Annotated in this window: 13 protein-coding genes and 1 pseudogene; 5 read left to right on the top strand and 9 right to left on the bottom strand. The window is 70.6% G+C overall.

Translation table 11 applies throughout. The features are described 5' to 3' along the window. Positions 1–238: 238 nt before the first annotated feature. Positions 239–1519, bottom strand: a complete 1281-nt coding sequence (locus LZ495_RS00220) for a hypothetical protein (RefSeq protein ID WP_235049687.1) — start codon at positions 1517–1519, stop codon at positions 239–241. Positions 1520–1658: 139 nt separating this feature from the next. Between LZ495_RS00220 and LZ495_RS00215 the strand changes: the two genes are divergently transcribed. Next, on the top strand, positions 1659–3716 hold the full coding sequence (locus tag LZ495_RS00215; protein ID WP_235049686.1) for an NACHT domain-containing protein: 2058 nt from the start codon (positions 1659–1661) through the stop codon (positions 3714–3716). A 71-nt stretch (positions 3717–3787) separates the two neighbouring features. On the opposite strand, the gene LZ495_RS00210 is transcribed toward LZ495_RS00215, so the two are convergent. From LZ495_RS00210 to LZ495_RS00195, 4 genes are all read right to left on the bottom strand, one after another. After that, positions 3788–4126 carry a P-II family nitrogen regulator gene (locus LZ495_RS00210; protein ID WP_235049685.1) on the bottom strand — a complete coding sequence of 113 codons (339 nt, stop codon included), beginning with the start codon at positions 4124–4126 and terminating at the stop codon, positions 3788–3790. Positions 4127–4137: 11 nt separating this feature from the next. Then, on the bottom strand, positions 4138–5508 hold the full coding sequence (locus tag LZ495_RS00205; RefSeq protein ID WP_235049684.1) for an ammonium transporter: 1371 nt from the start codon (positions 5506–5508) through the stop codon (positions 4138–4140). Positions 5509–5769: 261 nt separating this feature from the next. After that, a complete protein-coding gene (locus tag LZ495_RS00200; protein ID WP_235049683.1) occupies positions 5770–6105 on the bottom strand; it encodes a hypothetical protein in 336 nt (111 codons plus the stop codon). 101 nt (positions 6106–6206) lie between these two features. Then, complete coding sequence (locus tag LZ495_RS00195; protein ID WP_235049682.1) at positions 6207–6584, bottom strand: peptidoglycan-binding domain-containing protein; 378 nt, start codon at positions 6582–6584, stop codon at positions 6207–6209. A 288-nt stretch (positions 6585–6872) separates the two neighbouring features. On the opposite strand from LZ495_RS00195, the gene LZ495_RS00190 reads away from it, so the two are divergent. Beyond that, positions 6873–8471 carry a hypothetical protein gene (locus tag LZ495_RS00190; protein WP_235049681.1) on the top strand — a complete coding sequence of 533 codons (1599 nt, stop codon included), beginning with the start codon at positions 6873–6875 and terminating at the stop codon, positions 8469–8471. A 105-nt stretch (positions 8472–8576) separates the two neighbouring features. On the opposite strand, the gene LZ495_RS00185 is transcribed toward LZ495_RS00190, so the two are convergent. The 3 genes from LZ495_RS00185 to LZ495_RS00175 form a co-directional block, all read right to left on the bottom strand. After that, a complete protein-coding gene (locus LZ495_RS00185; protein WP_235049680.1) occupies positions 8577–9323 on the bottom strand; it encodes a sigma 54 modulation/S30EA ribosomal C-terminal domain-containing protein in 747 nt (248 codons plus the stop codon). 207 nt (positions 9324–9530) lie between these two features. Next, complete coding sequence (locus LZ495_RS00180; RefSeq protein ID WP_235049679.1) at positions 9531–10250, bottom strand: hypothetical protein; 720 nt, start codon at positions 10248–10250, stop codon at positions 9531–9533. A gap of 46 nt (positions 10251–10296) precedes the next feature. After that, on the bottom strand, positions 10297–11202 hold the full coding sequence (locus LZ495_RS00175) for an IclR family transcriptional regulator (protein WP_235049678.1): 906 nt from the start codon (positions 11200–11202) through the stop codon (positions 10297–10299). Positions 11203–11383: 181 nt separating this feature from the next. On the opposite strand from LZ495_RS00175, the gene LZ495_RS00170 reads away from it, so the two are divergent. Together LZ495_RS00170 and LZ495_RS00165 are read left to right on the top strand one after the other, a co-directional pair. Then, entirely contained in the window at positions 11384–12511 is a 1128-nt protein-coding gene (locus tag LZ495_RS00170) for an LLM class flavin-dependent oxidoreductase (RefSeq protein ID WP_235049677.1), read from the top strand. 132 nt (positions 12512–12643) lie between these two features. Further along, entirely contained in the window at positions 12644–13081 is a 438-nt protein-coding gene (locus tag LZ495_RS00165; RefSeq protein WP_235049676.1) for an SRPBCC family protein, read from the top strand. An 82-nt stretch (positions 13082–13163) separates the two neighbouring features. Here LZ495_RS00165 and LZ495_RS00160 read toward each other — a convergent pair. Beyond that, positions 13164–13832 (bottom strand): annotated as a pseudogene (locus LZ495_RS00160) (M50 family metallopeptidase); the annotation flags it as partial. An 89-nt stretch (positions 13833–13921) separates the two neighbouring features. Between LZ495_RS00160 and LZ495_RS00155 the strand changes: the two are divergent. After that, positions 13922–14863 (top strand): DUF7064 domain-containing protein, encoded by a 942-nt coding sequence (locus LZ495_RS00155; protein ID WP_235049675.1) that lies wholly within the window; start codon positions 13922–13924, stop codon positions 14861–14863. Positions 14864–15066 lie beyond the last annotated feature (203 nt).

The raw sequence follows: 15066 nt of genomic DNA, 5'->3' as shown, positions 1-15066 counted from the left end.
TTGCTGCTTGCCGCCGGCCGCCAGTGGCCGGCCGTCATCCGCTGCGCGCACCACCATCCCCCATCCGACCGCCCGCCCACGCCCAATGCCCGGCCCGACGCGCGAAGTGGACAGCCGTACGGCCGATCGGAGGACTGCCAGACGAACCTGGCGGACCAGTCTCTGGCCGTGAGGGAGGCCGGCGCCGGAAATCGTTCCGAGGTGCCGAGGCCAAGCCGTGCTCCGGGAGGGTCCACAGCTAGCCGGGCGACCGACCGGTCCACGGCTTTCTTGAACGCGCGAGCTCGCCGGGGCCGCCGTCTCGGGAGGCAGCCATGACGAGGAGCTCGCGGGCCTTCGCGCGGACGTAGGGGACGGGGTCCTTCGATGCCGCTCCCAGGACTTCCCGGGCCTCGGCATACGGCAGCCACTCGGCGCTGTCCGGGAACTCCTCGGGGTCGTCGTACCCCCGGGTCCGCTGCGCTTCCTCGTATTGGGCACGCAGTTCCTGCGCCTCGCGGGCGGCGCGGTCGCGCGGCAGGAGGTCGAAGATCGCGAGGTGGTGGACGAAGACCCCGCCGCCGTCCTCGGCCTGCATCGCGTCGTAGAACCCGGCGCGGCGCTCCCGGGGGAGCGCGGCGAACAGCTCGCGGACCGGATTGCTCCGGAAGGGCTGGAAGGCCAGCAGGTCGCCGTCGCCGAGCCGGTCCGCGAAGTCCAGCAGCGCCGGGCACAGCCGGCGATACGCCGGACCGCGGCGGTCCTGCGGGCCGACCAGCAGCGGCACGGCCCGGGACGGGTCCGCGGACAGCACCGCGCGCAGGGCCCGCGGGTCGGGAAGGCCGCCGTGCGCCCAGAACCCGAACCGCTCGACCAGCACGCCGACACGCACCGGTTCGAGCGGTGCCAGGGCGTTCAGGACGATGCGGCCGCGGGCGTTCCACCACCGCCATCCGCGTACCCGGTCGGAGCCGAGCTCGGCGCACTCCTGCTCGGCGTGCTCGAGGGCGGCAAGGGGGTGGTGCTTGGCGAGCGTGCCCCAGGCGGTCACGGCATGGGCGAGCCTCGGCAGCCAGGTGCGGACGGTCCCGGCGCCGCAGGCCGGGAGCAGCCGGGCCGCGTCGCGGTCCCCGTGGACGGCGTGCACGTCGGGAAGCAGACGGTCGGCCAGCACGGTCCGGCGGGCGTGCAGCAGCGTGCGGTGGAACGCGGCGCGCAAGTCCTCGGGAGCGTCGTCCAGAACGCGGGCAGCCGCGGCGTCGGTGACGTCGGGCAGTGTGCGGATGCCGCGGAGGGCGGCCCGGCGGAAGGCCATGTCCGGGTCGTGCAGGGCGCGTTCGACGTAGCCGACGGTACGGGCGGCGAGCGCCATGTGGAGCGCGGTGCGGCGGGCGTACGGGCCGAGGCCGTCCAACTCGGCGAGGAGCCGGTCCAACTCGTCTGCCTCGGCGAGGCTGCAGGCGTGGAGGGCCGTCTCCCGCATGCGCTGCGAATACGGCAGGTGGTCGACGGCGCGCAGCAGTTCGGTCGCAGAAGTCATCACACCGATCCTGTCCCGCGCAGTACAGGCGGGGCGAACTTTTTGATTCCGCGGAGCGGCGCGCCGTCCGGACACGATGATGGCCGTCATGAACGGGGGCGGGGGACGCAGAACTGCGACATGGCTTGCGGTCGGTGCCATGCTCGTACTGGCTGCAGGCGCGGCGCTGTTGCTGCCCGACAGCACGAAGGGGGACGTCGACCCGGCCGGCATCCTGGTTGGCAGCGCAGGCCTGGTGGCCGCGATCGGCGCGCTGTGGTTCGCCTGGGTGACGCTCCGGCACGCGGACGCCGACCCGGAGGCGACCGCGGTACGCCTGGCCGGCCAGGTCTTGGCCGCGGAGACCCGAGCCCGCGCGCACCTGCTGGGCGGGGATGCCGCGGTGATCGACGTCCGCTTCGTCTTTCATGCCGAGACTGGGCACAACGCCGAAGGCGCGCTGCCGGACGGCACGTTGGGCGCGGTGGCCGCCTACTACCGCGCGCTGCGACCCGGCCGACTGGTCATCACCGGGGCGCCGGGGGCCGGCAAGACGGTGGCGGCGATCGAACTGATGCTGGCCCTGCTCGACCGGCGAGTGGCAGGCGAGCCGGTCCCCGTGCGCATGTCTTTGGCCTCGTGGTCCGAGATCACCGCGGGAGAGACCGGCGCCAAGGACCCGGAGCTGTTCACGGCTTGGCTGACCCGGACACTGATCGACACCTACCGGCTCCGTCCGGCCGCGGCGGCAGCCCTCGTCAGCGCCGGTCTGGTGCTGCCCGTCCTCGACGGCCTCGACGAGATGGACGCGGCGGACAACGGGAGTTCGGCGTACCACTCGCGTGCCCGCCGCGCGCTCGAAGTACTCAACGCTTACCAACTCGGGGCCGGCCGCGCACCATTGGTCCTGACCTGCCGCAGCGCCCCCTACCGGCACCTCCAAGCCGTGGACGTCTGGGCCCGCGACGCCGCCCGCGTCGAGATCACCGATGTCACACCCGCACAGGCGCGCGACTTCATCCGCCGCAGCGCTGCGAATCCGCAGCGGTGGCAAGCGGTGCTGGACCACCTGGACACCGCCCCCTCCGGCCCGCTGGCACGTGGGCTGGCCACCCCGTGGCGGCTCACCATCGCCGTGGCCGCGCACGAGCAGCGGGACCGCCGTACCGGCGCGTATGCCAACTCGCCGCGCGACCTGCTGGCACCCGGCCTGGACACCGACGGCAAGGTCCGCAGCCACCTCATCCGACTCCTGGTCGCCACGACTGCCGCCGACCGATCACCCCCGGGTGGCGCGGACGCGAGAAGGGTCCGCACCTGGCTCGGTACGCTCGCCGTCTACCTGAACACCAATACGGCCACCCCTCGCGTGATAGCCGGACGGACTCTCTCGGGGACCGACCTCGTACCGCACGAACTCTGGCCGATACCGGGGCGCGTGCGGGCCCGCGTCGTGCACGGGATCGTCTGCCTGGCGGCCGGAGCTGCGGCGCTGACCGGCGCTGTCGGGCTGATCAAGCTGGCGGGCGACGCCACGATCAACCCGTTGTCGATGCTGTGGTCCGCGGTTGTGTTGCCCGGCGTGCTCGTTGGCCCTTCGCTGGCCTGGCCGACGCCGGAGCGCATTGATCCGGACCGACTCCGCACCGCACACGGACGCCGCACGCTGGTCCGCGGGCTCGGCATGGGGGCGGTCATCGGAGCGACGGTCATGGGGTATTTCGGGGTTGCAGAGAGTCCCGGGGTGGGTTTCCTCTTCGCAGTTCCCCTGGGAGTGGCCACCGGGCTGACCTTCGGATTCGCGAGCGAACGTATGTTCACGCCCGCAGACGAGGCTTTGGAGGTCGCCGAGCCGGGCGGGGTCATCAGGGGAGACACCGTCTTCGGACTGTTCTTCTCCGCCGCTTTCGGAGCCGCGTTTGTGGCAGCCACGGTGGGACTAGGGTGGCTCAAGGGGGCCGGTTCCTTCGCGATCCACGTCGGCGCCGCGGTCGGTCTCATGGGTGCGGGTGTCATCGGATGCGTGCTTGCCCGTGTCTCCCTGCGCTACCTGGCCTTGCTCATCTGCACGCGGCGCACCACCCCGCTGCCCTGGCGCCTCGGCCGGTTCCTCGCCTGGGGCGAGCACGTCGGGCTGCTCCGCATCGCCGGCAACGCGTACCAGTTCCGGCACCGGGAACTCCAGGACTGGCTGGCCGATCCCGCCAACCGGCTCTGAACGGCGGACGGGGGGGGGGCCCCCCCCCCCCCCCCGGGGGGGGGGGCGCGGCGCCGTCGACAGGTATCAGCTCAGAGTGCGTCGGGGCCGCGTTCGCCGGTGCGGACCCGGATGATGGTCTCGACCGGGACGCTCCACACCTTGCCGTCGCCGATCTTGCCGGTGTGCGCGGCCTTGGTGATGATCGACATCACGTCCGCGGCATCGTCGTCGTCGACCACGACCTCCAGGCGGATCTTCGGCACCAGGTCCACGCGGTACTCGGCGCCCCGGTACACCTCGGTGTGCCCGTGCTGCCGGCCGAAGCCGCTGGCCTCGGTGACGGTCAGGCCCTGCACGCCGAACGTCTGCAGTGCGGTCTTCACATCGTCCAGGCGGTGCGGCTTGATGACCGCGGTGATCAGTCGCATGGCGTGCCTCGTCAGTCTTCGTCGGCGTCGATACGGTCGGCGGGTTCGGCGCGCGCCGGGCTCGGCCCGGGGTGCGCCTTGGCCGCCGAGGACAGGTGCGAAGCCGCGCCGACCGATCCGAGATCGTAGGCGGTCTCCGCGTGCACGGCCAGATCCAGGCCCCGCATCTCGTCGTCCGCCGAAGCCCGGAACCCGATCGTACGGTCGATCACCTTGGCGATCACATAGGTCGCCGCGAACGAGAACGCCGCCGTGACCAGGACCGCGGCGATCTGCTTGCCGAGCAGGCCCAGGCCGCCGCCGTGCAGCAGGCCGCGCTCGCCCGCCGGAGTCACCGCGTCCCACGCGAAGACGCCGATCAGGACCGTGCCGACCACGCCGCCGACGAAGTGCACGCCCACCACGTCGAGCGAGTCGTCGTAGCCGAACTTGTGCTTCCAGCCCACCGCGTACGAGCACAGCACACCCGCGGCGAGGCCGATCGCCATCGCGCCCGGCATGTCCACCAGGCCGCACGACGGCGTGATCGCCACCAGGCCGGCCACCGCGCCGGACGCCGCACCGAAGGTCGTGGCGTGCCCGTCGCGCTTCCGCTCCACCATGATCCAGCCGAGCAGCGCGGTGCAGGCCGCGGCCTGGGTGTTGACCAGCGACTGCGCGGCCAGGCCGTTCGCGCCCAGCGCCGAACCGGCGTTGAAGCCGAACCAGCCGAACCACAGCAGACCGGCGCCGAGCATCACCAGCGGCAGGTTGTGCGGGCGCATCGGGTCGCGCTTGAAGCCCAGACGCGGACCGAGCACCAGCGCGACGGCCAGACCCGCGGCACCCGAGTTGATCTCCACGACCAGGCCGCCGGCGAAGTCGAGCGCGCCGAGCTCCTCCCGGATCCACCCGTTCGGGCCCCACACCCAGTGCGCGATCGGCACGTACACGAGAGCCACCCACACGGCGCAGAACACCAGCCAGCCGCGGAACTTCGTACGGTCCGCGATGGCGCCGCTGATCAGCGCCACGGTGATGATCGCGAAGGTCAGCTGGAACGCCATGAAGACCAGCGACGGCACGGTGCCGGTCAGCGAGTCCGGCTTCATGCCGTGCAGGAACACCTGCCCGAAGTCGCCGATCAGACCGCCGCCCAGGTCGTCGCCGAACGCCAGCGACCACCCGAACGCGAACCAGACGAGCGAGACCACGGCGATCGCCGAGAAGCTCATCATGATCATGTTGAGTACGCTCTTGGCGCGCACCATGCCGCCGTAGAAGAGCGCGAGACCCGGCGTCATGAGCAGGACCATCGCGGTGGCGACCAGCAGCCATGCGGTGTCCCCGGCGCTCAACTCCGCGGGTGCGGCCAGTTGCGTCGGCAGTGCGGCGGCGTTCATCGGCCCCTCTTCCCGTAGTGGTTCCGGTCGCGAGTACCCCCGCGGCTGCGGAGACTCACGCCAGGGTGGAGAGGGCCCGTTTCGGCCCGTGCACGCGAAAGTTACGCCCGCGTTACGTGGCCCGATGCTGTGTTACTTCGACGTTGCCGTGCAGTATCCGGCACCTCACACCGTGCGTTTTCCCTCATGGGAAGGAAACGTGAGAGCCCTGACGGGACACATTCCGGAAACGTGGTCTCCCCGGTGCCGCGGCGCCCCCGGTCAGGACTTGCCACCGTCGAGCAGGGCGCCGACGGCCTTGGCGACGACCCAGATCACTGTGGCCGGGAAGACGGCCACGACGAAGAAGAACCTGGCGGCGCCGGTCGGGTCGCCTTCCGCGCCGGGGATCACGAGGAACGCCAGCAAGGACAGCAGGCACGACACGATCCAGCCGCCCACGTAGAACACGAACAGGTAGCCCATCGGCTTGACCACGAAGCGCCTGTTGAACCGCCAGGTGAACAGGTGCCCCAGGCCGCTCGGCGGGCGGTCGGTGTAGCCCGCGTGCGCCTCCAGGTACTCGGCGTCGACGGTCCAGTCGCGTTCGCGCAGCATGCCGGCCTCCAAATTTGAACATGTTCAAAACCTGATGATGCGGAGGCTAGCGCAGGGTTGCTGCGCGGCAAAGCAGAAAGTCCCCGGCGCGCGGAGCGGCCCTACCAAAGGGACGGGACCTCGTACCAGCAGCCGATCGTCTTCCACGCCCCCGGCCCGGAGCCGAGGTCGATGACCGCGCCCATGACGCTGCCGACGACCGGGTCGACGATGCCGTCCTGGGGCAGGCCGAGCAGGCGCTCGAAGCGCTTTGTGTCGGCGGTGGTCCGCGGGCCGTAGACCGCGTCCGGATAGAAGTCGCTGAAGCCGGTCGAGTAGTAGAACGCCTGGACGCACTGCGCACCGAAGCCGGTCGCCCCCGGCCCGATGTCCGGCAGACCGGGTGCGGCCTGAGCCGGCGACGGGACGGCGGCGACCGCGAGCGCGGCGACCGCGGCCGCGGTGACGAGCGGACGGCGGATCCGGGGGAACGACGACATGAGCCGTACTCCTCTCCGGGAGCCGAAAGGCCCCACGCCGGGCAGCGTGCGCCGGGTCGGCCGAGAGCGGAAGCAGCTATGCCGGATCGGTCGGTGTCGCGTCGGATGGGCACTGATGCGGGCGTCGATTGCGCGTGGATACCTGGCTTCGCACGGTGCTGCGCCGCGCGGTGCAGAGCGCCCGACTCTTCGTCTTCCGGGGGTAGTTGGCGGGCCCCTAGGGTGGCGATGCGGTGCGGGGTGGGGATTGCGTGCCGGTTGGTGGTGGGCGGATGGGGTGGAGGCGCTGTGGACGAGAAGCAGCTTCAGTGGCTCAAGCGGATCCTGGATCTGCTGCAGGATCTGTCGGGGGACATGGGGGAGGCCGTCCCCTTCGACTCGGTGCAGGCGCAGGGGTTCAGGCAGCGGATCGAGGCGGTCCAGCGGGAAATCGCGGCGCTGGTGGCGGACATGGACGGCAACAAGGCGCTGCGCATGGAGTGTGCGGTGCTCCGGGCCGTCTACCAGATGCTCTTCGGCGGGGTGCAGCAGGTGCTGGCCGCGGTGCCGGCCGGTGGCAAGCCCGGGACGGCCGTGCTGACCGCGCAGGCCGTCAAGGCGATGGTGGCGGTGTGCGACCTGGAAGCGGTCTCGCTGGTGGATGTCGGCAAGCCGCCGGTGGTGGTCGCCGAGGACGACGAACGGCTGCTCACCGCGGACAAGGCGCTGTTCATGATGCCGTGCACGGTGAAGGACGGCCGGGTCTTCGTCGAGGGCGAACAGACCTCTTCGGTAAGGGTGTACGGACTCAGCCGGTCGATGCTGCTGCTGCGTGCGGACGGCATCAAGGCGGTGATGTTCGACAACGCCGACGGGGCGTCGGTGGCCGAGTTGGTGTGGATGTGCAGTGTGGCCCGGAAGATCTTCCGAGGGCACGGGCGGCGCTTCGGACTGGTGATCAATGTGCCGGTGTCCGTGCCGGAGGCCGGCAGCACGATGTTCCTGCACCTGACGTTCCACAAGACCGGCATGCTGCGGATGCGCTTCGAGAGCTACGCGATCGCCCCGAAGTACACCAGCACGCTGACCGTTCCCGAGACCAAGCGGCGGATGAAGGAGCACTTCAAGCTCGGCGACTTCGAGGAGGACGGCGCGGCCTGGTCGCTTGTCGAGCTCGTGCAGCTCCACAACGCGCTGGCCAAGCTGCCCACGGCGGACCGGATCGTGCTCGAAGGCTGCCGGTTCATCCGCAAAAAGATGTCCGACGACCCCGAAGAGGCGGCGGAGCGCGGCGCGTACCGGGTGTTCCAGAACTCCATCACGCTCCTGGACGCGGTCTTCCCCGGTGACGACTACGGGTTTGTCGGCGTGGGCGGCAACATCTGCCCGTACAGCCACTGGGTGGTGCTGCACGAGATCGGCCACGCGGTCGAGTTGCGGCATTGGCACGCGCAGTACAAGAAGTGGGACACGAGCGCGATCGAGAAGGAACTCAAAACGCTGGGCGCGCGGGAGAAGGAGCTGAACGTGTTGCTGGCCCCGGACCGGGCCATGTCGCTCGCCGAGCACAAGAAGCTGACCGACGAGAAAGCGGCGAACCATTCGCGGCAGCTCGTGCTGAGCGAGCAACTCCGGACGTGCCAGATCGAGCAGATCAAGATGAACCAGGCCACCATCGACAACAAGTCGGTGTCCGTGTGCCTGCGCAGCTTCGTGGACTTTGCGGGGAAGCTCGGCATCCAGCCGTTCACGCTGTACGCGCAGAACAAGTGGGCGAGCAACCAGGGCGAGTTCTTCGCCGAGGCGTACACGCTGTTCCTCAACGACCCGGACATCCTGCGGTGGATCTCGCCCGACCTGTTCCAGTGGTTCGCGGACGGGCGCTACCGGGTGTGGGAGCAGCAGTAGGAGCAGTGGACGGGACAGGACGGACGAGGGCCCCGCGGCGGTTCTGCGCCGCGGGGCCCTCGTGCCGCAAGGGGTGTCCGAAGGGGCGTACGGAGTGGGCAGAGGTCAGGCGAACGCGTCGCCGGCCGGGCGGATCAGGCCGAACCCGCCGGTGAACCGGCGGTAGAGGATCCGGCCGCGGCCGGTCTCCGGGTCGGCGTAGAAGAGGTACGGGAGTTCCGCGGCCGCCGCGCGGGCCAGCGCCTGCGCGTCGGTGAGCAGCTCGGCGGCCTTCTCACTGAGCGTCATGGCCACGTTGCGGGAGTGCGGCGGCGGGCCCGCGTCGGTCCGGGCCAGTTGGTAGCCGGTCGGGCCGGCCCGGAAGACCGCGGCGTCGGTTTCGGTGTCCGGATCGGTGAACAGGTGGATGTCGTAGTCCATCGCGTCCATGGTGCGCGCCGCGGTGTCCGGCGAGCACCACACCAGCTCGGGCGACTTGACCCGGTCGATGCGCGGGGCGTCGCCGCTCCGCGGGCCGGGCACCGGGGAGGCGGCGCTGCGCTGCTGGAGCCGCGGGCACCATTCGCCGGTGACCTCGGCGATGCGGGTGCGCAGGGCCTCGGCCAGGCGCTCGCTCGCCGCACCGGGTCCGGTGGCGACCCGCTGGACGCGGATGCGCCGGCCGTCCACCTCGGCGGCGGCCTGCGCCAGGACGGCCGAACGCGGGTCGAGTGCAGTCAGCCTGACCCGTACCGCTTCCACCAGCACGCCGGTGTTCTCCGCGGCAGCTTCCAGGGTGGGGGTGATACGCGCGCGGGCGGCGGCGATGCCCGAGGCAAGGCCGGCGACCTTCACCGTGATGTTGCGACCCACTGTCGAGTTCCTTCGGCAATGTCCGGCGGGCCGGATGCCCGCAGCCTGACCAGTTTTGGGCCGGACCGGGCTTTTGGGTAGTGGGCTTAGGCCCCTATTTGCGGGCGGGGTTTTTGTGGACGCCGACGACGGTAGCCGCTCCGCGCCAGGTCAGCGGACGATGACCGGCTCTCGGCCGCGGTACGGGAGCCCGCGGCGGCCCAGGGTTCACCCGGTCAGCGGACCGTCCGGGTCCTCCGCGGGGGTGCCGACGCTGTAGACGCGTTCGTCCAGGAGCTCTTTTGCCCGCTCCAGCGGTGTCCACAGGTCGAGCCAGGTGCGGTCCTTGCGCTGCTCGGGCCGGTGCAGGTCGACCGCGACCCACGAGAACACGCCCCACAGGATCTCGCGGCGGCGCTCCGGAGCGCGCACGGACAGCGCGAAGGGCACGGCCATCGCCGCGCGGACCACCAGGACGGACCGCCTCGTCGGGTCGGCCTCGCCGCCGTCGGCCTGCGGGATGCCGCCGGTCAGGAACGCCGGGGTACCGGTGACCTTCAGCCAGTCGACGACCGCGCCCGGCGCCTGGGAGGTCAGGCACTCCACGATGCCGTCGAGGACCGCGCGCTCGGGGTCGCCGGGCAGCCAGCCGAGCCAGTGGTCGGGCTCGGTGAGCTTGGTGAAGTCGTCCTGCGGCGGGCCGTGCCGGGGGTTCACCGCGAACTCGCCGGTGAGGGTGCCGTCCTCGGCGACGATCCAGGCGCCCGCGATCGCCTCGGGCGGTACGTAGCCGTCCGGGTCGTCGACGTACGTGCTGTCGATCTGGGCCACCGAGCCGCCGGGGTGCTGCGCGGCGACGGCGGCGAGCTCGGGAGGCGGTGTGCGGCGTATCCGCACCGGTTCGGACGTACTGCCGGTGCTCTCGGTGCTGTCCGTGCTGTCGGTCATCTCGTCCTCGGGTAGGGGTCCGTCGCTTGCCGGCGGGCTCGCCGGCTCAGGGGAACGCCGCGTCGGGGGTGCGGCCGCCGGTCTGCTTGGTGATCAGGCGCGCGGTCGCGGCGAGGCGGTCGCCGTGCGCGGTGGCCTGGCGGCCGGTGATCTGGCTCAGGCCGTTGAGGGTGAGCGCGAGCGCGACCTGCCCCTGGGCGTCGTAGACCGGGGCGACCACGGTGGTGATGTCGTACGTGGCCTCCGGGTCGACCTCGACCAGCTCGTAGTCCTCCTCGCCCAGCGCCGCGGCGAGTTCGGCGAGCCGGTCGCGGAGCCGCGGGGCCTCGCGCGGGCGGTCCGCCAGGCGCTCCAGGGTGGCGCCGATCTCGGTCCGGGTGGGGCTCTCGACGGTGACCGAGTAGCCGCGCTCGCGGACCGCGGCCAGGGTCAGCGGCAGGTGCACGCGGGCGGTGGCCTGCATGCGGCCGTCGAGGCGGCCGAGCCAGGCGTCGATCTCGTGCGGCGGCGACCACGCGAAGAACACCTGGCCCAGCGGCGGCACCAGCGGCATGCGCTGCCCGACCCGCACGTCCGCCGAGGACAGCTGCGGGCGGCCCTCCACGGCCAGGATCACCAGGTCGTCGCCGACCGCCACGCTGATGATCGCCTCGGTGCTGAACTCCTCGGCGAGCAGCCGCATCTCGACCCGGGCGAGGTCGACGGCCCGGTTGCTGCGCAGCGCCGCATCGCCCAGGGCGACCAGCGACGGGCCCAGTTCGTACGTCTTGCGGCGCGGGTGGCGGACCAGGTAGCCGGCGTCCTCCAGGGACTGCAGCACCGAGAGCGCGGACGCCAGGTTGATGCCGAGCGAGGCGGACAGCTCGGAGAGCGTGAAGGTCCCACCGGGGTGCGCGGCGAAGAAATTGAGGATGTCGATCGCGCGCGTGGCGGCGAGCGCGGGCCGGACCATGTGCGGTGCCCCCTTCGGCTGTCGTGTGCCGGACGCATGCCGGCGTGCGCCGACGTGTACCGAGGTGTGCTGACGGGGAGTCAGGCGGCCGGCGCAGGGCCTTGTGACCGGGACTTCATCGCGCCACACTCATTATCGGATTTCGAATCAGTTTTCAGAATATCAAAAAGTGGAGCGGCAGATGAAGCTCGACGTGCTCTATGAGGTCGACGTCCCGCGCCCGTGGCACGGCCCGCACCCGCAGGGCCAGCGCCGCGAGGAACAGCGCGCGTACCGCGAGGCCGTCGAGCAGATCCGGCTGGCCGACAAGATGGGCTTCAACACCATCTGGGCCGTGGAGCACCACTTCCGCGAGGGCCGCTCGCACATGCCCGCGTCCGAGGTCTTCCTCGGCCACCTCGCCGGGATCACCGAGCAGATACGCATGGGCTTCGGCGTCACGCTCACCCCGTTCGGCTTCACGCCGCCGCAGCGCATCGCGGAGAAGGTCGCCACCGTCGACATCCTGTCCGGCGGCCGCGTCGAGTGGGGGACCGGCCGCTCCACGCCGATGGAGCAGACCGCGTTCGGCGTGGACATCGCCAAGTCGCGCGACGACTGGCGCGAGGCCATCGAGATCGTCTGCGGCATGTGGCGCGAGGAGTACTTCGAGTACTCCTCGGAGCGCTTCACGTTCCCGCGCCGCATGGTCACCCCCAAGCCGTTCCAGGACCCGCACCCGCCGGTCTGGATGGCCGCGACGTCGCAGGGCTCGGCCGAGGTCGCCGGGTCCAACGGGCTCGGCATGCTGTCGTTCTCGATCATGCAGCCGCTGGAGGTCATGGCCGCCCAGGTCGCCGCGTACCGCGCGGCCGCCGCGACCGCGGACCCGCTGACCGACGTGACCACGAACAAGGTCGCCGCGTACACCCTCGTGCACACCACCGGCAGCAAGCAGGTGTCGCAGAAAGTCTGGGACTCGGTCGCCTGGTGGTACAAGAACCTCGCGATGTTCACCCTCGAATGGGAGCTGCCGCACCTGAGCAAGGAGGAGCAGGACAAGACCTTCCCGCTGCTCAAGCCGCTCTTCGAGGGCGAGGTGCCGGTCGAGACCTTCGACGCCGCCGACATGATCGTGATCGGCGACGTGGACACCTGCATCGCCAAGATGAAGCGCTACGCGGACCTCGGCGTCGACGAACTCATCTGCTACGTCCAGTGGGGCTACCTGGACCACCAGGACATCCTCAAGACCATCGAGATCCTGGGCAAAGAGGTCATCCCGGAACTCGAGAAGTACGTCCCGAAGGCCGCGCAGCCTGCCGGTTGACGCACGTGCCGCCTCGGAAGCCCTGCCTGGGCGGCTCGGATTCGGAACCGGACCGGCCGAGGTGGTTCGATGGTCACCATCGATTGCCGAGTCAGCCGAGCAAGTCGGGTCAGCCGAGTTCAGGGAGTGGTCATGGGGCAGGTCAACGCCGATGCGTCGCGCGATGTCGCGGGGGAGCCGGAGGCGGTCTTCGCAGCGCTGTCCGACTACGCCACGACCCGTTCGAAGCTGTTGACCGAGCACTTCTCCGGTTACCGGGTCGTCGAGGGCGGCCAGGGCGCCGGCACCGTCGTGCAGTGGACGCTGCAGGCCACCAAGAAGCGTTCCCGCGAGTGCCTCTACGACGTGACCCAGCCCGCCGCGCTGACCCTGGTCGAGACCGACCGGAACTCCAGCATGGTCACCACCTGGACGGTCGCCCCGGCCGGCGCCGGACGCAGCCGCGTCAACGTCAACACCCGCTGGCAGGGCGCGGGCGGCATCGGCGGCTTCTTCGAGAAGACCTTCGCGCCGTCCGGGCTGCGCAAGATCTACGACGGCGTGCTCGCCCGGCTCGACGACGTCGTCTGAGCCGGTCCCGCCGGCCGGGAAGCCGGCCGGGAAACCGGCAGGGAAAGCAGTGACGGCCGGCCGCGGTGCCGAACGCGATCGCGTTCACCAGCCCGAAGAGCCCGACCCACGCGGCCCCCGGGATCTTGGTGAGGGTGGCCAGCTGGTCGGCGTCCGACCACTGGGCCTGCCCGCGGCGGCGCAGCTGCTGCAACTCGAAGACCGGGCGGATGCCCGCCGCCAGCAGGAACCACACCAGCAGGTACGCGAATCCGGCCTGCACCTCGGCCTTCGCCAGCCACGAGACCGCGAAGACGACGCCGCCGACCACCACGAGCGCGAAGGCGCCGTACAGGTTGCGGATCATGATCAGCATCAGCGCCAGCCACACCAGCGTGACCCACAGCGTCATCGTGATGTGCCCGCTCGCCAGCAGCGCCGCGCCGCCCGCGCCCAGCAGCGAGGGCGTCACGTACCCAGCGAACGCGGTGACCACCATGCCGAACCCGGTCGGCTTGCCGACCGACACGGTCACCCCGGACGTGTCCGAGTGCAGCCGGATGCCGGTCAGCCGGCGCCCGGTCAGCAGCGCGGCGAGCGCGTGGCCGCCCTCGTGCGCGATGGTGACCACGGTCCGCAGCGGCCGCCAGACCGGGCGGTAGAGCACCGCGAGGACCGCCGCGAGGCCGGTCGCGAGGATCAGCCAGCGCGGCGGATCGGGCTGGGTGCCCACCACGCGGTCCCAGAGTTCCTGCAGCGACACCGTCTCCACGCCTGCTCCGCCCGCGTTGTTCCGTCCGGCGCTGCGTGTGCACAGCGCTTTTGGTTGACCTTGACAAGTACTCGTAGTACTCAGAGCGCATGACGACGCACCCTGACGACGAGTTCCATCCGCCGACCACCGATGACCCGTACTGGACCGAGACGTGCTGGTTCACCTTCACGGTTCCCGAGCGCAAATTGTCGGGCCAGCTCTATCCGTTCTTCCGCATGAACCAGAAGGTTGCCGCGGGCGGGGCGTACTTCTGGGACGATTCCGGCCGGTTCATGCACGACGCGCTGTACGCCAAGAACTTCTGGCACCTGCCGATCCCGGACCAGCCGCTCAGCGACATCCAGCTGCCCAACGGCATCAGCTACCGCTGCACCGAGCCGCAGAAGGTCTACGAGGTCAAGTACGCCGACCCCGACGGCGGCGACGAGATCGCCGTCGACGTCACTTTCACCGGCGTGCTCCCGCCGCACTACCTGGGCGACAAGCACCTCGACCAGCCGTGCAAGGTCGAGGGCACGATCGTGCTGCGCGGCGAGGTGATCCCGGTCGACGCGTACGGCTTCCGGGATCGCTCGTGGGGCGTGCGCTCGCAGTTCGGCCAGGGGCTCATGACCTCGCCGGCCAAGCGCGGCGGCTACAGCTACGCGACCGCCTCGGAGCGCGACGCGTTCCATGCGATCACGATGGACTTCGGCACCGGCTGCGTGGCGATCCACGGGTACGTGCTGCGCGATGGCGTGTGGGCCAAGCTCGCCAAGGGCCGCCGCGAGGTCGTGGAGCGGGACGACGTGACGGGATGGGCGACACGTGTCGTCATCGAGGGCGTCGACGAGCTCGGCCGCGAGCTGCACGCCGACGGGCGCATGGAGAACCGCCTCGGCTTCTTCCTCAACCCGAACCTGTTCACGGTCAACTGCCTCGCCGAGTGGACGTTCGACGGGGTGACCGCGTACGGCGAGGACCACGAGAACTTCAGCGCGGCCGAAATGCGCAGGTTCAGTAGGGAGTTCCGCGGCGACAAGGCATGACGCGCGGGCGCGGCCGCCCCCGCGCCTGTTCGCCAGGGCCTCGGAAGGGCGTCGGCAGGGAGTTGGTGACGAAGGGATGACGATTCGTCAGTTGTGAAGTTCTGCACCCCGGGAGGACTTGAAGTTAGGGAAGCCTTACTTCTATCGTCGGGCTGCGGCAAGGAAAGGCTTGCCTAAGTTCCGGTCTCGAAGGGGTCGACCTC

Origin of the sequence: Yinghuangia soli, from assembly GCF_021502675.1 — a bacterium.
GTDB classification, from domain to species: Bacteria; Actinomycetota; Actinomycetes; order Streptomycetales; family Streptomycetaceae; genus Yinghuangia; species Yinghuangia soli.
This window is presented reverse-complemented; position numbering and strand designations above follow the sequence as displayed.

Coding starts and splice junctions, on each gene's coding strand:
- LZ495_RS00220 (WP_235049687.1), bottom strand. CDS start 1,519: ATGACTTCTGCGACCGAACTGCTGCGCGCCGTCGACCACCTGCCGTAT.
- LZ495_RS00215 (WP_235049686.1), top strand. CDS start 1,659: ATGCTCGTACTGGCTGCAGGCGCGGCGCTGTTGCTGCCCGACAGCACG.
- LZ495_RS00210 (WP_235049685.1), bottom strand. CDS start 4,126: ATGCGACTGATCACCGCGGTCATCAAGCCGCACCGCCTGGACGATGTG.
- LZ495_RS00205 (WP_235049684.1), bottom strand. CDS start 5,508: ATGAACGCCGCCGCACTGCCGACGCAACTGGCCGCACCCGCGGAGTTG.
- LZ495_RS00200 (WP_235049683.1), bottom strand. CDS start 6,105: ATGCTGCGCGAACGCGACTGGACCGTCGACGCCGAGTACCTGGAGGCG.
- LZ495_RS00195 (WP_235049682.1), bottom strand. CDS start 6,584: ATGTCGTCGTTCCCCCGGATCCGCCGTCCGCTCGTCACCGCGGCCGCG.
- LZ495_RS00180 (WP_235049679.1), bottom strand. CDS start 10,250: ATGACCGACAGCACGGACAGCACCGAGAGCACCGGCAGTACGTCCGAA.
- LZ495_RS00175 (WP_235049678.1), bottom strand. CDS start 11,202: ATGGTCCGGCCCGCGCTCGCCGCCACGCGCGCGATCGACATCCTCAAT.
- LZ495_RS00170 (WP_235049677.1), top strand. CDS start 11,384: ATGAAGCTCGACGTGCTCTATGAGGTCGACGTCCCGCGCCCGTGGCAC.
- LZ495_RS00165 (WP_235049676.1), top strand. CDS start 12,644: ATGGGGCAGGTCAACGCCGATGCGTCGCGCGATGTCGCGGGGGAGCCG.
- LZ495_RS00155 (WP_235049675.1), top strand. CDS start 13,922: ATGACGACGCACCCTGACGACGAGTTCCATCCGCCGACCACCGATGAC.